The organism is Bradyrhizobium sp. CAR08, assembly GCF_052871955.1.
In genome coordinates this window covers 51,398-71,976 of the sequence record NZ_JBIXJX010000018.1, presented here as the reverse complement: position 1 = coordinate 71,976, position 20,579 = coordinate 51,398, and the positions used below count along the sequence as shown (strand labels likewise).

16 protein-coding genes and 1 pseudogene are annotated in these 20,579 nt (G+C 63.9%); 13 read left to right on the top strand and 4 right to left on the bottom strand.

Features of this window, described 5'->3' with window-relative positions:
- The first annotated feature begins 11 nt into the window (after nt 1–11).
- Nucleotides 12–752 (top strand): TetR/AcrR family transcriptional regulator, encoded by a 741-nt coding sequence (locus ACIPUD_RS30930; RefSeq protein WP_085348908.1) that lies wholly within the window; start codon nt 12–14, stop codon nt 750–752.
- 120 nt (nt 753–872) lie between these two features.
- Nucleotides 873–1,358: a DUF2852 domain-containing protein gene (locus tag ACIPUD_RS30925; RefSeq protein ID WP_007596323.1), complete on the top strand. Its 486-nt coding sequence runs from the start codon at nt 873–875 to the stop codon at nt 1,356–1,358.
- Between the two features lie 204 nt (nt 1,359–1,562).
- On the opposite strand, the gene ACIPUD_RS30920 is transcribed toward ACIPUD_RS30925, so the two are convergent.
- Nucleotides 1,563–2,726 carry an acyl-CoA desaturase gene (locus ACIPUD_RS30920; protein ID WP_368507136.1) on the bottom strand — a complete coding sequence of 388 codons (1,164 nt, stop codon included), beginning with the start codon at nt 2,724–2,726 and terminating at the stop codon, nt 1,563–1,565.
- A 314-nt stretch (nt 2,727–3,040) separates the two neighbouring features.
- Between ACIPUD_RS30920 and ACIPUD_RS30915 the strand changes: the two are divergent.
- Nucleotides 3,041–3,807: pseudogene (locus tag ACIPUD_RS30915) on the top strand (serine O-acetyltransferase).
- Nucleotides 3,808–3,842: 35 nt separating this feature from the next.
- Here ACIPUD_RS30915 and ACIPUD_RS30910 read toward each other — a convergent pair.
- The gene (locus ACIPUD_RS30910; RefSeq protein WP_018453788.1) at nt 3,843–4,361 is read right to left on the bottom strand and encodes a DUF2231 domain-containing protein; all 519 of its coding nucleotides are present in this window, start codon (nt 4,359–4,361) and stop codon (nt 3,843–3,845) included.
- Nucleotides 4,362–4,857: 496 nt separating this feature from the next.
- Between ACIPUD_RS30910 and tolQ the strand changes: the two genes are divergently transcribed.
- The 10 genes from tolQ to ftsH all read left to right on the top strand — a co-directional run bounded on the left by tolQ (nt 4,858) and on the right by ftsH (nt 17,219).
- Nucleotides 4,858–5,574 (top strand): protein TolQ, encoded by a 717-nt coding sequence (gene tolQ / locus ACIPUD_RS30905; RefSeq protein WP_007596319.1) that lies wholly within the window; start codon nt 4,858–4,860, stop codon nt 5,572–5,574.
- A gap of 43 nt (nt 5,575–5,617) precedes the next feature.
- Entirely contained in the window at nt 5,618–6,067 is a 450-nt protein-coding gene (gene tolR / locus ACIPUD_RS30900) for a protein TolR (protein ID WP_018453789.1), read from the top strand.
- Between the two features lie 3 nt (nt 6,068–6,070).
- Nucleotides 6,071–7,033, top strand: a complete 963-nt coding sequence (locus ACIPUD_RS30895) for a hypothetical protein (protein WP_018453790.1) — start codon at nt 6,071–6,073, stop codon at nt 7,031–7,033.
- A gap of 41 nt (nt 7,034–7,074) precedes the next feature.
- On the top strand, nt 7,075–8,421 hold the full coding sequence (gene tolB / locus ACIPUD_RS30890) for a Tol-Pal system beta propeller repeat protein TolB (protein ID WP_026232593.1): 1,347 nt from the start codon (nt 7,075–7,077) through the stop codon (nt 8,419–8,421).
- Nucleotides 8,422–8,663: 242 nt separating this feature from the next.
- Entirely contained in the window at nt 8,664–10,994 is a 2,331-nt protein-coding gene (locus ACIPUD_RS30885; protein ID WP_018453792.1) for a putative bifunctional diguanylate cyclase/phosphodiesterase, read from the top strand.
- A 162-nt stretch (nt 10,995–11,156) separates the two neighbouring features.
- Nucleotides 11,157–11,921 carry an N-acyl amino acid synthase FeeM domain-containing protein gene (locus ACIPUD_RS30880; RefSeq protein ID WP_026232594.1) on the top strand — a complete coding sequence of 255 codons (765 nt, stop codon included), beginning with the start codon at nt 11,157–11,159 and terminating at the stop codon, nt 11,919–11,921.
- A gap of 236 nt (nt 11,922–12,157) precedes the next feature.
- Nucleotides 12,158–12,646, top strand: coding sequence for a peptidoglycan-associated lipoprotein Pal (gene pal, locus ACIPUD_RS30875; RefSeq protein WP_026232595.1), 489 nt, complete (start codon nt 12,158–12,160; stop codon nt 12,644–12,646).
- Between the two features lie 187 nt (nt 12,647–12,833).
- A complete protein-coding gene (gene ybgF / locus ACIPUD_RS30870; RefSeq protein WP_018453795.1) occupies nt 12,834–13,892 on the top strand; it encodes a tol-pal system protein YbgF in 1,059 nt (352 codons plus the stop codon).
- Between the two features lie 74 nt (nt 13,893–13,966).
- Nucleotides 13,967–15,082 (top strand): tRNA lysidine(34) synthetase TilS, encoded by a 1,116-nt coding sequence (tilS, locus tag ACIPUD_RS30865; protein ID WP_446482173.1) that lies wholly within the window; start codon nt 13,967–13,969, stop codon nt 15,080–15,082.
- A gap of 214 nt (nt 15,083–15,296) precedes the next feature.
- Complete coding sequence (gene ftsH, locus ACIPUD_RS30860) at nt 15,297–17,219, top strand: ATP-dependent zinc metalloprotease FtsH (RefSeq protein WP_007596301.1); 1,923 nt, start codon at nt 15,297–15,299, stop codon at nt 17,217–17,219.
- Nucleotides 17,220–17,549: 330 nt separating this feature from the next.
- On the opposite strand, the gene ACIPUD_RS30855 is transcribed toward ftsH, so the two are convergent.
- The gene (locus ACIPUD_RS30855) at nt 17,550–18,734 is read right to left on the bottom strand and encodes a glycosyltransferase family 87 protein (RefSeq protein WP_085394683.1); all 1,185 of its coding nucleotides are present in this window, start codon (nt 18,732–18,734) and stop codon (nt 17,550–17,552) included.
- A gap of 62 nt (nt 18,735–18,796) precedes the next feature.
- Nucleotides 18,797–20,311, bottom strand: coding sequence for a hypothetical protein (locus ACIPUD_RS30850; protein ID WP_085394682.1), 1,515 nt, complete (start codon nt 20,309–20,311; stop codon nt 18,797–18,799).
- Nucleotides 20,312–20,579 lie beyond the last annotated feature (268 nt).

Sequence of the window (20,579 nt, the reverse complement as noted above, 5' to 3'; positions counted from 1 at the left end):
AGGTCGTTCACATGAGCTGGCGCAAGGAGACGCGCCGCGCCGAGCGCGGCTATCACCACGGCAATCTGAAGGAAGCCCTGTTGCAGGCCGCCCTCGGATTGATCGCCGAGAAGGGCGCGGCCGGCTTCACCTTTGCCGATGCCGCGCGCATGGCCGGCGTCAGTGCGGCGGCGCCGTACCGGCATTTTCGCGACCGTGAAGAACTGCTGTCCTCGATCGCGCAGCGCGGCTTCGAGCAGTTTGAATCGCGCCTGACCGCGGCTTGGGACGACGGACGGCCCGACACCGTCACGGCGTTCGAGCGTGTCGGCAGGGCCTATCTCGCCTTCGCCCGCGAGGAGCCCGCGTTCTACAACGCGATGTTCGAATCTGGCCTCCCGGTGGATGCCAATCCGGCGCTCCAGGCGGCCAGCGAGCGTGCTTTCAACATCATTCGTGCCGCGGCGGAGCGGCTTGCCGCGCTGGCGCCGCCGGGCACGCCGCGGCCGCCGGCGATGATGATGGCGCTGCACATCTGGTCCATGGCGCATGGCGTGGCCTCGCTGTTCTCCCGCGGTGACGCCGCGCGTCGAAAGCTGCCGATGTCGCCGGACGAGCTGCTCGAAGCTGAGGTGCTGATCTATCTGCGCGGTCTCGGCTTCCCGACCGATCGCCGTCCCCCGGCGAAAAGCGCCGAGCCGCCGCCGGTGCCGCCGGAGGCATCCTCCGGTTCAGGCGTGCCGCCCGGTGGTCCCTGGGGCAAGCCGAAATAAAGTTACCCAAATAATTGCCCCGCCCTGTCAGGCGGTCGGCTTGACAAAACCGCGGGATGATCTACCTATGTAAATGTTATTTACATTCACAACGGCGCTGATGCCGTCATGGAGAGGGAAATGGCCTACACCGCTGATGTCAATCGATGGCGCGGCCCTTCGGACCAACACTACGAGCGCCCCCACATGCTCAATACGCCCTGGCATCCCGGCTGGATCGCCGTGACCATCCTCGGCTTCATCATCTGGTGGCCGATCGGACTTGCCCTTCTCTTTTTCACACTCGGGAGCAGAAGAATGTCGTGCTGGAGCAACCAGGATCGCTGGCAGAACAAGATGGAGCGGATGCAGTACAAGATGGATCGTATGCGCGGCCGCATGGAGCGCCACGGTTTCGGCTTTGGCTTCGGTCCGCCCTCGAGCGGCAACCGCGCCTTTGACGAGTACCGCACCGAGACATTGCAGCGGCTCGAGGAGGAGCAGGTCGAGTTCAAGAACTTCCTCGACCGTCTGCGTCACGCCAAGGACAAGGAAGAGTTCGACCAGTTCATGGCGCAACACAAGACACGCCCGACCCCGCCGCCGACCGACCAGCAGCAAGGTTGATCTCAAGCTTGATCTCGGGACTGACGCCTCTCAAAGCCGTCAGGCGCATGCCCCCAAAGTCCTGATGGCCCCGAGCCGCCCGCCTGCGCAACCCGCAGGCGGGCGGTTTGATTTTGGGAATGCGCGTCAGGCTGCCGCGACCGTCCGGATTGCCTTGGTTTGGAAAAGTCTTGGTCTGGAAAGTCCTGGTCCAGAGAGACTTGGTCAGCGCGCCGTGGCGAGCTGCGCGCGAACCGACTCCAGGAAGTGTTCGTAGGCATAGTCCACGATCTCGTTCAGTGATCGCGTTCGCGCAAACATCGCCTTGGCCTCGGCGAGAAACTCCTCGCGGGTCGGAATCTTCGGCAAGTGCAGATGCGTCAGTGCATCGACACCTTCGTGCGCGCGACTCAGGATGTCGTGCAGCGTCGGCAGTTGCAACTGGGCCAAATCGGCTCGGCGGAGCGCCGACGAAATCGCATGCGCCAGGGTCTGCGCATCGAACCGTCCGGCAAGCTCGCGGGCCGCCCGGTTGATGACGCGTGCGCCAAGCGGCTGCTCGTTGCGCAGCACCTGCTCGGGTGGCGACTTCATGTTCCAGACGATGCCGAACCAGGACAGCACCTTCAGGATGTAATAGGTGACGTCGATTTCCCACCAGCGAAAACCCTGCCGCACGCTGCTCTGGTAGGCGTGGTGATTGTTGTGCCAGCCCTCACCGAGAGTGAACAAGGCCAGCAGCCAATTGTTGCGTGAATCATCGCCGGTCACGTACCGCTTGCGTCCATGCACGTGGGCGAGGGAATTGATGCAGAAGGTCGCGTGATAGACCAGCACGGTGCTCCACAGGAAGCCGACGACGAGACCGGACCATCCGCCAACCAGGAAGCAGAGCGCAGCCAGCGTGACGGCTGGCAGGAGTTCCAGGCGATGCAGCCACATCAACTCCGGATAGGCGGCGAAATCTCCGACTTTCACGAGGTCGGTGCCATCGTGCTCCCTGTAAAAAATCCAGCCGAGATGACTGTAGAGGAAGCCTCGATGACGCGGCGAATGCACGTCGTCTTCGGTATCGGAATGCAGATGATGATGTCGATGCTTGGCCGCCCACCACAAAACGCTTTTCTGCGCGGTGCTTTGCGCAAGCCAGGCCAGGATGAACTGAAACACTCGACCGGTCGCAAAAGCCCGATGGGAGAAATAGCGGTGGTAGCCTGCTCCGATCGCAAACATACGGACGACATAGAGTGAGGCGCAGATCGCGATGGCCTGCCAGGTAACGCCGGTCCAGATCGCAGCAATGCAGCCGAGATGGACCAGCAGGAACGGCAGGGCGGAGGGATACATGATGTCGTCGTGTTGGTCGTCAGCGGGGGCGTTGGGCGACATGTATTGGCGTGACCTTGGAGGACGGGGATTCGGGATTCGCTTCGGCAGCACTGAGGGCCGCTGTGTGCGACAATCCCGGGGATGGCGGACCACTGCGGGGCTTTGAACGAGATGCTTTGCCTGAGCAACCCGGGCCAGCGCGGCAGCACGAACCTGAGACCATAGCTACGGGCGGAACTCGGCTGCCTCCATATATATGATCCCGACTGCTTGGCATGCAAGCTCGTAGCCTCACGGGGTGCGTGGCGCGCGGGCTGCCGACGGCCTATAGCCGACAGTGAAAAGGAAGCGTCAAAATACCGCAGGCAGCAACGATGGCGGAAGCGGCGATGATGGCGAGCGAAACCCTCTGGCAGAAGATCCGCGACGAGGCGCAGCGCACCGCGGCAGCCGACGCCATATTCGGCAAGGCTCTTGTCGGACTCATCCTCGTCCATGACGATTTTACCGCCGCACTGTCCGACCTGATCGGACGCCGGCTTGGCGACAGCGAGGTCGAACGCGCGCGCTTCACGACATTTCCCGCGACGCCTTCAATGGTCAGCCGGATCTGATCGAGGCGGCCGGCCGCGACTTGCAGGCCATCGTGCTTCGCGATCCCGCCATCAGCGGAGTGTTGGCGCCGCTGCTGCACTTGAAGGGCTACGTCGCCTTGCAGGCGTGGCGCGTCTCGAACTGGCTCTGGCATCACGACCGTGGTGACGCGGCGCTGCTATTTCAGAACGAGGCGTCGAACGTCCTGCAGGTCAGCATTCATCCGTCGGCGAGCTTGGGATCGTCGGTGTATCTCGACCACGCCACCGGCATCGTAATCGGTGCCGATGTGGTGATCGGCGACGAGGTCACCATGCTTCAGAACGTCAGCATCGGTCGTGGCACGGAACTGCCGGCGCGCTCGCCTCGCATTGGTCGCGGCGTGTTCATCGGCTCCGGCGCGACAATTCTCGGCAACGTCAGAATCGGCGATTTTGCAAAGATCGGCGCCGACACCGTCGTGACGAGCGACGTGCCCCGGGGCTGCACCGCAATCGGCAATCCGGCGCGGCTGACCAATTGCCCAGAGCCCGCTTCCGCGGCCTGACTCGCCGTCACGTCATCAGGCGACGTGCTCCTCGTTCACGCGGCGCGGCGGCGGCTCTCGCCGCCATGACGCGGGCTGACCGGCTCCGAACTGGTCTGGCCCGGCGCGTCCAGCACCGCGACGTGATGCCGGTAGACCAACTCCCAGCCCTTCCAGCCCGTGAAAAGCAGAATGCCGACCACGACCAGGGACAGCGCCACGCCCCACGGCTTGATTGCAGCTTCCGCGCCTTGCGCGTAGCGGAGGTAGAAATTGATCAGGGCCAGCACGACGGCTACGAGATTGCCGATCATGTGATACCAGGCGTCATTGAGGCTGCGGATGCGGGCGTCGCTGAAGAAGTCGGTGAAGCCGGCCACGGCCGCAACGAGCGCCATCACAATACCGGCGCCGATCAGCCAGATCGCGGCTCTGGCCCAAAAGCCGTCACCGGTGCCGATGAAGGCGAGATCGGCGATGGGCGCGCCGACCAGGAAGGCGACGGGGAACGGGATGATCATGGGGTGGAGCGGATGATCGCCGACCGCGGCGGTCGTCTTGGGGTTGATGCTCATGGCAAAACCTCGCGAGAAGTGATTTTCCAGACAATTTTTCGGACGGAGGCTGGTTCCTCTGACCGGGATAGCGGGCTCCGCTCCTGATGCGCACGGGAAAGCGGAACTCTGCTGTCCCGGGCGCAGCGCACCGTCCCGTCGGGAACACGGCCCGCCCGCCGCGCCTCCCATCCCCCTGTGCGACCTCCCTTTCCCGCACTCAAATTCGTCTGCGGTAACCCAGCATTAACCATCGCCGGGCTCTGGTAATTGCGGACAATCGCGCGCCCAAAGCCTGAAGTCTGAGCCTTGGGGTCGGGCCCATAGTTTTGACATCTTGGCAGGGAATGCAGGCGGCCGGCTTTGGACGAGCCCTGCACCCCAGAAAGACAAGGCTTTGAGCGGGCTTGCCGGCCGCGCCGGTTCTAGCGCGGCTATTGGGGAACCGGCGGCCATTTGCTGGCCGGGACATTAGGTCGGGACATCAGGTAACGATCGCCTTGAGAGGATACTGCTTATGAATCCGGCCGACGTGGCTCAGTCAGCCCTTCCGGTTGCCGCTTCCGCGGACGTGTCGCTGATCGCGCTGTTCTGGCAGGCTCACTGGATCGTGAAAGCGGTGATGCTGGGGCTTCTCGCCTGCTCGGTCTGGGTCTGGGCGATCGCCATCGACAAGATCTTCCTGTTTGCCCGCACCCGCCGCTCGATGGACCGTTTCGAGCAGGCTTTCTGGTCCGGCGAGTCGATCGAGGACCTCTATCGCACGCTCTCGGCCAAGCCGACACATTCCATGGCGGCCTGCTTCGTCGCCGCGATGCGCGAGTGGAAGCGTTCGTTCGAGAGCCAGGCCCGCTCGGTCGCAGGCCTTCAGATGCGCATCGACAAGGTCATGAATGTCTCGATCGCCCGCGAGGTCGAGCGGCTGGAACGCCGGCTGCTGGTGCTCGCCACCGTCGGCTCCGCAGGCCCCTTCGTCGGCCTGTTCGGCACCGTCTGGGGCATCATGTCGAGCTTCCAGTCGATCGCGGCGTCGAAAAACACCTCTTTGGCGGTGGTGGCCCCTGGCATCGCGGAGGCGCTGTTTGCGACCGCCGTCGGCCTTATCGCCGCCATTCCTGCCACTATTTTCTACAATAAGTTCACCTCCGAGGTGAACCGGCAGGCCCAGCGGCTCGAAGGCTTCGCCGATGAATTTTCAGCCATCCTGTCGCGCCAGATCGACGAGCGGGGCTGACGGACGGCATGTATAGTGTGAAGGGCAATTTGGGCACCAGACCATGGGCATGAACGTTGCGAGTTCGTCCGGAGGCGGTGGGCGCCGTGGCCGGCGCAAGCCGGTCGTGGCCGAAATCAACGTCACGCCGATGGTGGACGTGATGCTGGTGCTGCTCATCATCTTCATGGTCTCGGCGCCGATGTTGACGGTCGGCGTGCCGCTCGACCTGCCGCAGACCCAGGCCAAGAGCCTCGAAAACAACGACCAGAAGCCGATCCAGATGTCGGTGGACATCAAGGGCAAGGTGTTCATCAACGACGCCGAGATCGCGATCAACGAACTGATCCCCAAGCTGAAGGCGATCACGGACGCGCGCGGCGGGCTCGAGGAACGCATCTATTTGCGTGCCGACAAGAAGGCGGATTACGGGACGGTGGCCAAGGTCATGGGCCAGTTGTCCGGCGCAGGCTTCAAGAAGCTGGCGCTCGTCACGGAAGCGGATCAGGGGTAAACCGTGAAGGTGAAGGTCGACAAGACACTCGTTGCGTCGATTGCCCTCCACGTCCTCGTGCTGGGATGGGGGCTCGTCACCTTTAGCAGCAGGGCTTTTGTGCCGGCGGAAGAGTCGCTGCCGATCGACATCATCTCCACCGATCAACTCGCGCAGATGATGTCGGGGCAGAAGACCGGCGACAAGAAAGAGCCGAAGCCGAAGGTCGAGAAGATCGCGGAAGCCAAGCCCGAGGAAGACGCTGTCGGCAAGGTCACCGAGAAGAAAGAGCTGATCAAGACCAACTCGACGCCGGAGCCGCCGCCAAAACCCGTGGAGAAGCCGGTCGAGAAGAAGCCCGAGCCGCCCAAGCCCGTCGCTGAGGCGAAGCCCAAGGAAGAACCGAAGCCGCCGGAAAAAAAGCCTGACCCGGCCAAGGAAGATCCGATCGCCGAGCTGCAGAAAAAGCTCGAAACCAAGAAGCCGCCGCCCAAGCCGCCGGAGCAAAAGGTCGCGGCGGTGCAGCCGCAACAGCAGCTGCCGAAGCCCAAGGAGCGCAGCTTCGATCCCGCGCAGATCCAGCGCGATCTCGACAAGCGCGCCGCGACCCGGCACGAACTCGCCGGCTCGACGCTGAATGCGTCGGCCTCGCTGGGATCGACGACCGGAACGGCCGCCAACAACATTGCGACCTGGCGGGGCGCGTTCCAGGGGGCGGTGAAGCGCTGCTTCACGCCGACCTATAACGGCCAGGATGCGGATCAATACGAAGCCGACATCGACATTCCCATGAAGATCGACGGATCGCTCGCGTCCGAGCCGATCGTCGTCGCGGTGAGGGGACCGTCGCGATCGATCGCACAGGCGGTGGCGGAGAGTGCCAGACGCGCCATCGTGCAGTGTCAGGTCTATTCGTTCATGCCGAAGCAGCAATACGAGAGCTGGAAGCTCATTCCGATGACTTTCGGCCTGAAAGACATGTTGTGACATCCGAACAAAAGAATTTTGCGATGAATGACGTTCGATCGATGAACCGCCGCCGCTTCATGACCCTGACCGGATCGACGCTCGCGATGCTGGGGGGCGGACAAGCCTTGGCCCAGCAGCCGCAGGGACGGCTCCGCATCGATCCCACCGAGTTTCGGCCGATTCCGATTGCGATCACCAATTTTGTGCCGGGCTCGCCGGCCGACGGTGACGTCGGCAACGGCGTCACCCAGGTCATCACCAACAATCTGAAGCGCTCGGGCCTGTTTGCGCCGGTCGACCAGGCCGCCTTCATCGAGCGCATCAGCAACATCGACGTCGCGCCGCAGTTCGAGAACTGGAAGACCCTGAACGCGCAGGCCCTCGTCACCGGCCGCATGACGCGGCAGCCGGACGGCCGCCTCAAGGCTGAATTCCGCTTGTGGGACGTCGTCACGGGCCAGCAGCTCGCCGGCCAACAATATTTCACCTCGCCGGAATATTGGCGTCGCATCGCCCACATCATCTCCGACCAGATCTATGAGAAGCTGACCGGCGAGAAGGGCTATTTCGACAGCCGCGTGGTGTTCGTTGACGAGACCGGGCCGAAAGAGCGCCGCGTCAAGCGGCTCGCGATGATGGACCAGGACGGCGCCAATGTGCGCTATCTGACCCGCGGCTCCGACCTCGTGCTGACGCCGCGCTTCTCGCCGAACTCGCAAGAGATCACCTACATGGAATTTGGCCAGGGCGATCCGAAGGTCTACCTGTTCAACATCGAGACCGGCCAGCGCGAGATCGTCGGCAACTTCCCCGGCATGACCTTTGCGCCGAGGTTCTCGCCGGACGGCCAGCGCGTCATCATGAGTCTGCAGCAGGGCGGCAATTCCAACCTGTTCGTGATGGATCTGCGCTCGCGCTCGACCACGCGCCTCACCGACACGCCCGCGATCGACACCTCGCCTTCCTACTCCCCGGACGGCACCCGCATCTGCTTCGAGTCCGATCGCGGCGGCAGATCGCAGATCTATGTCATGGCCGCGGGCGGCGGAGCGGCGCAGCGCATCTCTTTCTCCAAGGACGACAACAACGCCACCTATTCGACGCCGGTGTGGTCGCCGCGGGGCGATTACATCGCCTTCACCAGGCAAGGTGGCGGGCAGTTTTCGATCGGCGTGATGAAGCCGGACGGCTCCGGCGAACGGCTTCTCACCTCCGGCTATCATAACGAAGGTCCGACCTTCTCGCCGAACGGCCGCGTGCTGATGTTCTTCCGCGATCCGGGCGGCAGCGGCGGGCCGTCGCTGTTCTCCGTCGACATCTCGGGGCGCAACGAGCTGAAAGTGCCGACGCCGGGCTTCGCCTCCGACCCGGCATGGTCGCCGCTCTTGTCCTCGACATCGGGCTAGCCGCCGCCCCCGGCGCGCGATGATTTGACCGCGCGCCTTTTCCGGCAACTTGGCGAGATGTTTCCCCGCGATAATTGTTCTTTAAGGTTGCACTAGGCAAACTTTTCCCATGGGTTTGTTTCTATTGATGTATTCCGACTATTGGTCATTCAAAACAACTCGACTTTAACGATGTTCCCTCAGAAAGACTTCATACCGGATCGGTAAAACTGCGCTCCAGACAGGACGCGCGTAAACACCAGATGCAGTTTGCAAGTCAGAGCGGAGAGCCGGAACAGCGGCCGCCGAAAACTTCGGCGGCGCAAATCGATTCGCTGTTCGAAGCGCCTGGCCCGTTGCTGGCGGGACTCATTTTCGTGTCGATTGGTGCGGCCCTCACCGCGCTGAGGACGGGCGAGCCGCTGATCTGGGCGTGCGTCGCACTTCTGATCCTGGCCGGGACCGCGCGGGCGATCGACCTGCGCCTCTATCAGGCACGTCACGCGGTCATGACCGTCGAGGCGGCCGCACGCTGGCAGAAGCGCTATCAGATCGGAGCAAAGATCCAGGCGGCTGCGATCGGCATCTGGTGCGCCACCACCCTGTTGGCCACGGACGACGCCGTGGCCCACATGATCGCCTTGTCCGTCACGACCGGAATCGCGGCAGGCGGCGCGGGCAGGGCATATGGCCGGCCTGCGATCTTCCACCTCCAGGCCGTGCTGATCTTCGGCCCGGCCGTGCTTGCCTTGGCGCTGCGTGGAACACCCTACTACATCGCGATGGCGCTGGTCAGCGCCGCGTTCCTGATGGCGATCATGCAGCTCTCGGTGAATCTGCATCGAATCTTCATGGGAGCGGTCGTGGCACGTGAGCGTGAAGCCGCGCTCGCCGGCCAGTTCGATACGGCTCTGAACAACATGCCGCACGGCCTCTGCATGTTCCGCGTCGACGGACAGCTGGCGGTCATGAACCACCGCTTCGGCGCAATGATGAATCTGCCGGAAGGTCTCGCGCAGCGCGGGGTCAACGCGCGTGACATCGTCGCGGCGTGCGTGAGCGCGGGATCCATCTCCGCTGGGAGCGGCGAGCGAATCGTCGCGGACATCGAGAGTTCGCAAGCCAAGGAGATCATCACCGCCGATCCCGATACGCAGCGAAACCGGTCGTTGTCCTGGACTGTCCAGCCGATGGCTGACGGTGGCGCGGTGGTGCTGCTCGAGGACATTACCGAGCGACGTAGCGCCGAGGCCAAGATCACGCATCTGGCGCGCTACGACGACCTCACCGCGCTGCCCAACCGCGTTCATTTCCGCGATGAGATCGAAAGGCTGCTGGCGATCTCGCACGGCGCCGAGCGCCTGTCCGCGCTGCTGTTCGTCGACCTCGACCAGTTCAAGCAGGTCAACGACACGCTCGGCCATCCCTGCGGCGACCAGCTCCTGTGCGCGGTCGCCAACCGTCTGCGCGAGATGCTGCGCCCCGAGGATTTCGTCGCCCGCTTCGGCGGTGACGAATTCGTCGTGTTCCAGGAGAACATCTCCTCGCCCGAGGACGCCGCTGCGCTGGCGCGCCGGATCGTCGAACGGCTGAGCGAGCGTTACCGCATCGACAATCATCTGGTCGAGATCGGCGCCAGCGTCGGCATCGCATTGACCTTGCCGGAGGGCATCAGCGCAGACACGCTGCTCAAGAATGCCGACATGGCGCTGTACCGGGCCAAGGCCGACGGCCGCGGCACCTTCTGCTTCTTCCGCGACGAGATGGCGGCGACCGTCGAGGCGCGCCGCATCCTCGAGCTCGATCTGCGCAAGGCGCTCGCCAACGAGGAGTTCGAGCTGTTCTATCAGCCGCTGGTCAATCTGAAATCCGGCAAGATCACGACGTGCGAGGCGCTGCTGCGCTGGAATCATCCGGTGCGCGGCACGGTCTCGCCGATCGACATCATCCCGGTCGCCGAGGACATGGGGCTGATCGTCGATCTCGGCCGCTGGATCCTGCGCCGCGCTTGCATGGAATGCATGAAATGGCCGGAGGGCGTCAGCGTCGCCGTCAACTTCTCGCCGCAGCAATTCCACCAGCGCGACGTCTTGAGCGAAATCCGCTACGCGCTCGAGGTTTCGGGGCTCCCGGCGCATCGGCTGGAGATCGAGATCACCGAATCCTCCCTGTTGCGCAACACCCAGCTCACGCACGACATCCTGTCGCAATTGCATGCGATCGGCGTGCGCATTTCGCTGGATGATTTCGGCACCGGCTATTCGAGCCTCAGCTACCTGCACAATTTCCCGATGCAGAAGGTGAAGATCGACCGCTCCTTCCTCGAGGGCATCGATGCCGACCGGCCGCTGACGCTGCTGCGCGGCGTAGCGCGGCTGTCGGCCGATCTCGGCATGGCGGTCGTGGTCGAGGGCATCGAGACCAATGATCAGCTCGAGTTGATCAGCGCCGACGGCACCGTGACCGAAGGGCAGGGCTATCTGTTCAGCCGGCCGGTGCCGGCAGTCCGGATTCGCCAATTGCTCAATGCCTCGCATGGCCGCCGCGGGGCTGAGGACCACATCGTCATGGTGTCCTCGCGATCGATCGCCTGATCTTTCTCCGCCTCGCTCCTTCAACGCATTTAGCTCTCGTTCGCCCGTGTTTTTGCGGGCTGCAAAGGTTAACCCTAACGTTTCTAAGCCTTTGCAATTCCGTTAATGAACCATTAATCTCCTCACACTCGCAGAAGTTGCTTTGGAGTGTAGGGGTACTGGATGACGTCTGGAGCTGAACCGCAAACGGTGCTCCTTCCGCGGGGAGCCGCTCTGTTTGACCGCATCGATTACCGCCTGATCGAAACTCCCGAGGACCGAGACAACCTCTATTTGATGCGGTACCGGGCCTATCTGCACGCCGGTCTGATCGAGCCGTCGGAGTCGCGGCGCGTAACCGATCGCTTCGACGATGCGCCCAACACCTGGAATTTCGGGGTCTATGTCGATGGAGAGCTCTGCAGCTCCGTTCGCATTCACGTCCTGACGTCGGACTGGCGGATGTCCTACACGACCGAAGTGTTTGGCGACGTGCTGCATCCCCGCCTCGACCGCGGCGAAGTTCTCATCGATCCATGCCGGTTTGTTGCCGATCCCGAAAAGCACCAGCGTTTTCCGGAGCTGCCCTATCTGACGGTGCGGCTGGCCTTTGTGGCCTGCGATCATTTCAACGCCGATACCGGGCTGGCCATGATCCGGACCGACCACCAGGCGTTTTATCGTCGCATCTTCCTGCACGAGACCATTTCACCGGAGCCACGCGGGTTTCCGGGCTGGCCCACCAAGAAGGCCGTGCTGATGGCGTCCGATTTCCGGAACCAGCGGGAAAAGGTCCTGACGCGCTTTCCGATCATGCGCTCCAGCGCGTTTGAGCGGCGCATGCTGTTTCAACGCAGCAGCCCCCGCCAGGCTGCCGCGCGCCCGGTGTCGCTGGCCACGCAGCGGCCCCCGGACGTAGCCGTCTCGGCAACGGGTTCTGCCCGCTAGGCCCCACGCGACGAGCCTAAAATTCCAGCAAAGGCCGCGGTTTTTGCCGGTCGTTGCGGCTTGCCTTCACCGTCGCGCCACATTTACAACCCATTAACCATGACGGTTGCTTTTCGCTGGTTGGGGGCATTTGACCGGCTGTGGCAAGGTTCCATCAAGGTTGACGGAACGTTCGCTTAACCAACCCCCTGTAGACCGGACAGCAGTGGACGAAACGTGAGCGTGGAGGCTCCGGAATGAAACATCCTATGCGCATCCTCCAGGGATTGAAGCTGGCCGCGGTGCTTGCCGTCGCGTTGTCGATGGGTGCCTGCGCCAACAAGAACTCTGCCACGGATGCGATGGCCAACGCGGCGACGCCGGGCAGCCAGCAAGACTTCGTCGTCAATGTCGGCGACCGCGTGTTCTTCGAAAGCGACCAGACCGATCTGACCCCGCAGGCGATCGTGACCCTGGAGAAGCAGGCGCAGTGGCTCCAGAGCTATCCGCGCTACAGCTTCACCGTCGAAGGTCATGCCGACGAACGCGGCACCCGCGAATACAACATCGCGCTCGGCGCTCGCCGCGCCCAATCGGTGCGTTCGTTCCTCGCCTCGCGCGGCATCGATCCGAACCGCATGCGCACGATCTCGTACGGCAAGGAGCGGCCGGTGGCCGTTTGCAACGACATCTCCTGCTGGTCGCAGAACCGCCGCGCCGTCACCGTGCTGAACGCGAGCTCCTGACGATCGGTCAGGCGCCGTTCATCTTCAGATAGCGATTATGCCGGCGCCCTCTCGGGCGCCGGTTTCGTTTCAGCGATCTGTGACAGAAACCCGTTTGTTACAGTCACAGTTTTGGCGTACTCCCCTTCAATGTGTGGCGCGTCGAATGTTCGGTCGCAGGCCATTTCGCTTTCGTCGTCAGGGCAAGATGTCATCCAGATTTAAGGTCTTCACCGGCACCGTGGCGATCGCCGCGCTGCTTTCGTTGTGCTCGCCCGCCCTCGCACAATCGGACGATGCAGATCCCGAGATGCGGATCGAGCGGCTGGAGAACCAGCTGCGCCAGCTCACCGGTCAGAACGAAGAGCTGCAATATCGCAACCGCCAGCTCGAAGAGCGGCTAAGAGCGCTCGAGGGCGGCGCGCAAGCTTCGCCCGGCCAGACGCCGGTCCAGCCCAATGTCGCGGCCATGCCGCCCGCACAAGCCGCGCCGGCCTATCGCCAGCAGCCGCCGCACCAGCAAGCGGCCCAGCCGAATTACGAGCAGCCGCAGATCGCCTCTCCGGCACCGATCGTTCAGGAGCAGCCTGCGCCCGGCGCGCCGGGCACGCGCCGCCGCGGCGATGCCTTCGACCCGAACCAGAGTCCGAATGCGCCGGGTGCGCCGCGCGCGCTCGGCGGCGGGCAGCAACCGATGCCTGCAGGTGCCCCGAGCGGCGCGCCCGGCGGCCGTGGCGCCGGCGAACCGCTTGATCTCGCCAACAGCGGCCCCCGCTATCCGCAGGCGGTCGGGCCTCAGGCTGCGCAGCCCGGCTATCCGCCGGTCTCATCCGGCTCTCCCGCGCCATCAGGCGGCACGGGCCTTGCGACCCTGCCGCCCTCGGCAACGCCGCGCGACGAATTCGACCTCGGAATCGGCTACATGCAGCGCAAGGACTATGCGCTGGCCGAGCAGACCATGAAGAATTTCTCGCAGAAATATCCGAGCGACCCGCTGCTCGGTGACGCGCAATACTGGCTCGGCGAGAGCTATTTCCAGCGCCAGCAATATCGCGACTCCGCGGAAGCCTTCCTCGCCGTCACCACGAAATACGACAAATCCGCCAAGGCACCGGATGCCCTGCTGCGGCTCGGCCAGTCGCTGGCGGCGCTGAAGGAGAAGGAGGCGGCGTGTGCCGCCTTCGGTGAAGTCGGGCGCAAATATCCGCGCGCTTCCGCCGGCGTCAAAGCTGCGGTCGACCGCGAGCAGAAGCGGGTGAAGTGCTGAGGCGCGGCGATTGATCCTGACAAGACGGATGGCGCTGCGCTAAACAGTGTCCATCCGCGGACGATTGCAGTGTCATGTCAGAGGACAATTCACCGATCTCGGCGCGTGAGGCCAAGCGCCTCTTCGCAGGCCTGAAAGGCGCGCAGGGACTGCTGCTCGCGGTCTCCGGCGGGCCCGACTCGGTGGCGCTGATGTGGCTTGCGGCGCGCTGGCATCGCAGCCTTTCGCGCGGCCCGCGTCTCACCGTAGTCACCATCGACCACGGCTTGCGGCCGGAGGCGGCGCGCGAGGCGCGCGAGGTCAAGCGTCTCGCAACCGGGCTTGGCCTGCCGCACCGGACCGTGCGCTGGCGCGGGGCAAAGCCGAAAACGGGACTGCCGGCCGCCGCGCGCGAAGCTCGCTACCGCCTGCTTGTGCAGGCCGCGCGCCTCGCCGGTGCGAGCCACGTGCTGACCGCCCACACCCGCGACGACCAGGCCGAGACCCTGTTGATGCGGCTTGTGCGCGGCAGCGGATTAGCCGGGCTGTCGGCGATGGCCCGTCTCACCGAGCGCGACGGCGTCGTTCTTGCGCGTCCACTACTCGAGGTTCCGAAGTCGCAGCTGATCGCGACCTTGAAGCGGGCGAAGATCGGCTTTGCCGACGATCCCACCAACCACGACGCTGCCTTTACCCGGCCGCGGCTGCGTGCGCTGCTGCCGCAGCTCGCGGCGGAGGGCGGTGATGCCCGCAGCCTGGCTCGGCTCGCGGCAAGGCTGGCGCGCGCCAATTTGGCCGTCGAGGTGCTGACCGATGGAGCCGAGCGCTTCCTCCGTTTGCGGGATCGCGGCGATGCGCCGCAGGCCGGCGTTCGAAGCTTCGAGGCCTCCGGGTTTGCCGCCCTGCCGGAGGAGGTCCGGCTGCGGATCCTGCTGCGGGCCATCAACGCGTTCGGGCATGAGGGGCCGGCGGAACTCGGCAAGGTCGAATCCCTCCTGGCCGTGCTCGATCAGGCCATTGCCGCAAGTGCCCGCGCACCCGCAAATGGCTGGCCGGCCCTGAAGCAGACGCTTGCGGGAGCCTTGATCAGCCTTGCCGGGGGACGTATCCGCATCGCCCCGGCGCCGGCCCGGCGCAAGGGTGGATCAAGGGTGAATAAGGGCGGATCATGGCACCGGCCGTTTCGAGACCGCGCCGTGAGGACACCTTAACCAGGCAGGAAAAACCCGGATCCGGGCGCCATTATTTCAGCGGGAATCGGACTAAGATGGGCTAAATAGTCCCATCTCGTTCCCTTGGCAGCGACCGGAGCGACACCTAGATTGTATGCGTCTAACCGAGAGGATTCCTTGGGGATTTCCTCGCGCTGCCCAAATAACTGCCCAAGGCTCAGGCCGCGATCCGCGCGACCACGAAGGAAGATCGATGAACGCCAATCTGCGCAATTTCGCCCTCTGGGTCATCATTGTCCTGCTGCTGTTGGCGTTGTTCACGCTCTTCCAGAATCCGGGTCAGCGCGCCTCCTCGCAGGACATCGCCTTCTCCCAGCTCCTGAGCGAGGTTGACCGCGGCAATGTGCGCGACGTCGTAATCCAGGGGCCGGACATTCACGGCACCTTCACCAACGGCTCGAGCTTCCAGACCTATGCGCCGAGCGATCCGACGCTCGTGAAGCGCCTCTATGACAGCAAGGTGCAGATCACCGCGAAGCCGCCCGGCGACAACGTGCCGTGGTTCGTCTCGCTGCTGGTCTCCTGGCTGCCCTTCATCGCGCTGATCGGCGTGTGGATCTTCCTGTCGCGGCAGATGCAGGGCGGCGCCGGCAAGGCGATGGGCTTCGGCAAGTCGCGCGCAAAAATGCTGACTGAAGCGCATGGCCGCGTCACCTTCGAGGACGTCGCGGGCGTCGACGAGGCCAAGCAGGACCTGCAGGAGATCGTCGAATTCCTGCGCGACCCCGGCAAATTCCAGCGCCTCGGCGGCCGAATTCCGCGCGGCGTGCTGCTGGTCGGACCTCCCGGCACCGGCAAGACCCTGATCGCGCGTGCGGTCGCGGGCGAAGCCAACGTGCCGTTCTTCACCATTTCGGGTTCTGACTTCGTCGAGATGTTCGTCGGCGTCGGCGCCAGCCGCGTCCGCGACATGTTCGAGCAGGCTAAGAAGAACGCGCCCTGCATCATCTTCATCGACGAAATCGACGCCGTCGGTCGTCACCGTGGCGCCGGCCTCGGCGGCGGCAATGACGAGCGCGAGCAGACGCTGAACCAGTTGCTGGTCGAGATGGACGGCTTCGAGGCCAACGAGGGCGTGATCCTGATCGCCGCGACCAACCGTCCCGACGTGCTCGATCCCGCGCTGCTGCGTCCCGGCCGCTTCGACCGTCAGGTCGTGGTGCCCAACCCGGACGTCGTCGGCCGCGAGCAGATCCTCAAGGTCCACGTCCGCAAGGTGCCGCTGGCGCCGGATATCAACCTCAAGACCATCGCGCGCGGCACCCCGGGTTTCTCCGGCGCCGACCTGATGAACCTCGTCAACGAAGCCGCGCTCACCGCCGCCCGCCGCAACAAGCGGATGGTGACCCAGGCCGAGTTCGAGGAAGCCAAGGACAAGGTGATGATGGGCGCCGAGCGCAAGTCGCTCGTCATGACCGAGGAAGAGAAGCTGCTGACGGCCTATCACGAGGGCGGCCACGCCATCGTCGGCCTCAACGTCGTCGCGACCGATCCGATCCACAAGGCGACCATCATTCCGCGCGGGCGTGCGCTCGGTATGGTCATGCAGTTGCCCGAGCGTGACAAGCTGTCGATGTCGCTGGAGCAGATGACCTCGCGCCTTGCCATCATGATGGGTGGCCGCGTCGCCGAAGAGCTGATCTTCGGTCGCGAGAAGGTAACCTCGGGTGCGTCGTCCGACATCGAACAGGCGACGCGTCTGGCGCGCATGATGGTGACGCGCTGGGGCCTGTCCGAGGCGCTCGGTACCGTGTCCTACGGCGAGAATCAGGACGAGGTTTTCCTGGGCATGTCGGTGTCGCGCACCCAGAACGCATCGGAAGCGACGGTTCAGAAGATCGATACCGAGATCCGGCGCTTCGTCGAAGAAGGCTATAACGAGGCAACGCGTATTCTCACCGAGAAGCGCGCCGATCTCGAAGCTCTCGCCAAGGGCCTGCTCGAATTCGAGACGCTCTCCGGCGACGAGATCATCGACCTGCTCAAGGGCAAGAAGCCGAACCGCGAATCCGTGCTCGAGCCGACCACACCGCGCGCCTCGGCCGTGCCGCCGGCCGGCAAGTCGCGCCCGCGACCCGATCCGGATCCCGGCCTGGAGCCGCAGCCGCAGGCGTAATCGCGTACGGCAGATCGAATTGAAAAACGCGGCGGAAACGCCGCGTTTTTTGTTGGTGATGGTGATTTGCGGGTGGTGCCAACTCAGCGCCCGTCATTGCGAGCGCAGCGAAGAAATCCAGAATAGATCCGCGGTGACAGTCTGGATTTGCTTCACTGCGCTCGCATTGACGATTTTGATACAGTTGCACTGGAAACTCAGAAGTACGGCAGGCAAAGGTGCCTAAGCGCCGCGCCCACCATCTCTCGCCAATCACGCTAGAAGTGGTGGCACACGCTCTGGAGTTTGCGTCATCACTTCGGCGCCCGCATCGCCAGCCGCAGATTGGATTCAGGAATGCGGCGACATTGCCGGCTCGCCAGACCCTGCCGGACTGCGCAACGCGCCGAACACGACGCCGATGAGAGCGACGATGAGGAGCGGCGATAGTCGTCCCGCCGGAATATACACCGCCGGGCTGAGCAACGGCACCATCCAGATGCCGAGCCCGATCAGCCAGTCGCGAAAGCGTGGAGCATCGATCGATGCGGCAAGCCACAGCACGACGGCGACCGTCAGCAGCGTCGCGTCATAAGGGCCCGAATGCGGGGCTGCCAGCACGGTTGCCGCAAGCAGTACGATCAGCTTGTTGTTGGTACTGAGCGAGGAGCGAAAGACCGCGAACGTTGCCGCCGCGCTCGAAAGGATCGCGGCCAGCTGCAGGATGGAGGCCAGCCGCTCCGGCAGGCCTAGCAGCATCGCGCAGGCCCACACGCTGTGACCCCAGATGCGGCCATAGGCCAGCCATTTCGCGTCGGGGCTGACCAGATTGTTGTACGCCTGCGGTATCCACCAGAGCCACAATTCGACGCCAAAAATCATGGCACTTGCAGCCGCCAATGCGAATGCCGAGCATGCAGCAGCGCACAGGCTGCCATAGCGGCGCGCCCCCATTAGCGCGAGCGGGACGAGCAGGAAGAATTGCGGCTTGAAACTCAGCAGCCCGAGGATTGCCCCGGCCAGGAGCGGTCGCGGTCCGAGCAGCCTGACGCCCGCGACCAGCAGTGCGGCAACGAGAAAGGCGCATTGTCCATCGGCCAGGTTGAGAGATGCCGATGGCGAGACCAGCACGGCCGCGATGATGTAGGGCGTCAGTTGCGGCTGATCGGACCGGTTGCGAAGCGCCCCGGCCAGGAAGCCTGCGGTCGCGGCCTGGAATGCGACATAGGAGCCGATGAAGCCAAGCGGCGCGAATGGCAGCAGCAGAACGAGGAAGCCGGGCGGATAGAACCATGGACGGAACTCCAGAGGCACCGTGAGCCATGATGCGAACGACTGGTTGAGATAGGCCGTGAACGCGTCACCATCGGTGACCAGCGCAAGATTGCCGGCGAGCAACGATCTGACGGCGCCGTAAAACACCATCCAGTCGGTGCCGGGAGCGACGTGGTTCAGCCCGATCCAACCGGGATGGGTGAAGGTGGAGATCAGGACGCCCCAGGCGAAGAGCGTTGCGATCGAAAACGCTGGCAGCATCACGAGAGGAATTCCGATCCAGCGGCGCGATGGACCGGATATCGGCTGCTGAGCTGACGCGCTCACTTGACGGCTTCCCTCGAGGACTCCGCTTCCGGCATCGCGCCGGCCTCTGTGCCGCCGGTTCGCACGTGGATCACGGCGATGTTGTCCGCGTAGAGCCGCTTCCAGCCCTTGATGTGGTCCAGCACCTGGGCGGCCGGTGCGTCCGCGACCATGAGCGTGGCGTCGATCTGGTACGCGTCGAGCAGCCGCGTCAGACTGTCGAGCTTCTTGAGCTCCACGGCCTTGAAGACGTCCATGGCGAAGGTTTCGCCGTAGAGCTCGGCGCGGCCGTCGATGAAGACCGGGATGTCACGCGAGATCAGATAGCCGCCGAACTGGTAGGCGTTGAAGATGCGTTGCGCCTTGCGTTTCTCGAGCAGATCGACGGCGGCGACCGGTGTCTGATCCATCGTGAAGGTGAAGCGGTGATGCGCCATGTAGAGTGAGGTCGAGGTCCAGCCTGCGGCCACGATCATCAGCGCGCCTGTCGCGGTGACGTAACGGGCAGCCCAACTCTCGCCGCCCTGCGTGCCAGGCTGCGGCAGCGCAGACCGTTCGCCGAGGGGCTTGGCCAGCACCAGCGGCACCAGGAAGGCGAAGGCCTCGATGCTCCTGACGTGGGTGAGCGCCATCCAGGTCAGAAGCAGGATCAGAAGAATACGCGGGGGCGAGAGCGTCAGGCCGCGATACAGCCCGATCGCAATCAGGCCGAACAGCGCGCCTTCGAATGCGTTGAAGGAGGCGAAGTTCGCGGGCGCCCACTCGGAGATGATCGTCAGCAGCTCGCCCAGATTGAGGATGTTGATCGCGCCGAGCAATGTGCGCCAGCCATAAGGCGTGACGCAGCTTGCGGCGAGTGCCGCAACACCGAACAGGAACCAGCGCGACAGCAGTCGGACCTGCTTGCCGGACTCCATGCCCCAGAGCGCCACAAATGACATCGGGCCGATCAGCGCCAGGCCCAGCACGAAGCCGCCATGCAGGTTCGACCACAGGGACATTAGCGGCAGCCAGTACCATGACGGGGCGCCCTTGCGGTCGGCTGCGGCCATCAATACGCCGACCCACGCGATCATCACGGGCAGCGCCAGCATGTGTGGCCGCGCCAGAACGTGGTGCAGCGACAGCAACAGCGCGAACATCGCGAACAGGACCGCTCGCGGAATTTCCAGATGGGCCTCGAGCAGGCCGACCAGCATCGCCGCCGACAATGCGACCGCAAGCGCGGTGAGGATCACCGGGCCGGCCCAATCCCATTGCGCATAGGAGAGGGCGAACAGGACCTGCGACAGCCATGAGGTCGAAACCCAGGGCGCCCCCGGACGGGTGAAGGAATAGAAGTCCGTGTAGGGAAGCGCCTGGTGATCGAGGATCCATTGTCCGATCTTGATCTGCCAGAGCGAGTCGGAGTCCTGAAGCAGCGTGTCGCCGACATACACGAAGAAGAGATAGGCGCTCGCACCGACGCACAGCGGCACCAGGGCTCGCGCACGACCCTGCACCGTGATGCTGTTGGCAAAGGAAAGGGACATGCCGCCTCGTCGTCCTGGTGTTTTTGTCGTTGTGCCGAGCGATCGACATTGGACCACGGCGGTCATAATTCCGGGTAAACCGGTGAGGCGGGGCCGGCTTGATGTCTCGACAATTTAACGGATCGTTTTAGATTTCGGTTTACCATCGACGCATACACGCAAACCGCTCTGTGTTTCCGCAGTCGAATTAACTGCGGCGCAATTCTTTGCCTCTACGTTCGGTTCCATGGTCAAGCGGCGCTGGGAAGCCCAAAAGACCAGATCAGTT

What these genes read in the sequence shown, in the direction of transcription:
- ACIPUD_RS30850 (WP_085394682.1), bottom strand. Translation starts at nt 20,311, where the DNA reads ATGTCCCTTTCCTTTGCCAACAGCATCACGGTGCAGGGTCGTGCGCGA.
- tolQ (WP_007596319.1), top strand. Translation starts at nt 4,858, where the DNA reads ATGAATCCGGCCGACGTGGCTCAGTCAGCCCTTCCGGTTGCCGCTTCC.
- ACIPUD_RS30910 (WP_018453788.1), bottom strand. Translation starts at nt 4,361, where the DNA reads ATGAGCATCAACCCCAAGACGACCGCCGCGGTCGGCGATCATCCGCTC.
- ACIPUD_RS30885 (WP_018453792.1), top strand. Translation starts at nt 8,664, where the DNA reads ATGCAGTTTGCAAGTCAGAGCGGAGAGCCGGAACAGCGGCCGCCGAAA.
- ACIPUD_RS30880 (WP_026232594.1), top strand. Translation starts at nt 11,157, where the DNA reads ATGACGTCTGGAGCTGAACCGCAAACGGTGCTCCTTCCGCGGGGAGCC.
- ACIPUD_RS30930 (WP_085348908.1), top strand. Translation starts at nt 12, where the DNA reads ATGAGCTGGCGCAAGGAGACGCGCCGCGCCGAGCGCGGCTATCACCAC.
- ACIPUD_RS30855 (WP_085394683.1), bottom strand. Translation starts at nt 18,734, where the DNA reads ATGCTGCCAGCGTTTTCGATCGCAACGCTCTTCGCCTGGGGCGTCCTG.
- tolR (WP_018453789.1), top strand. Translation starts at nt 5,618, where the DNA reads ATGGGCATGAACGTTGCGAGTTCGTCCGGAGGCGGTGGGCGCCGTGGC.
- tilS (WP_446482173.1), top strand. Translation starts at nt 13,967, where the DNA reads ATGTCAGAGGACAATTCACCGATCTCGGCGCGTGAGGCCAAGCGCCTC.
- ftsH (WP_007596301.1), top strand. Translation starts at nt 15,297, where the DNA reads ATGAACGCCAATCTGCGCAATTTCGCCCTCTGGGTCATCATTGTCCTG.
- pal (WP_026232595.1), top strand. Translation starts at nt 12,158, where the DNA reads ATGAAACATCCTATGCGCATCCTCCAGGGATTGAAGCTGGCCGCGGTG.
- tolB (WP_026232593.1), top strand. Translation starts at nt 7,075, where the DNA reads ATGAACCGCCGCCGCTTCATGACCCTGACCGGATCGACGCTCGCGATG.
- ACIPUD_RS30925 (WP_007596323.1), top strand. Translation starts at nt 873, where the DNA reads ATGGCCTACACCGCTGATGTCAATCGATGGCGCGGCCCTTCGGACCAA.
- ybgF (WP_018453795.1), top strand. Translation starts at nt 12,834, where the DNA reads ATGTCATCCAGATTTAAGGTCTTCACCGGCACCGTGGCGATCGCCGCG.
- ACIPUD_RS30920 (WP_368507136.1), bottom strand. Translation starts at nt 2,726, where the DNA reads ATGTCGCCCAACGCCCCCGCTGACGACCAACACGACGACATCATGTAT.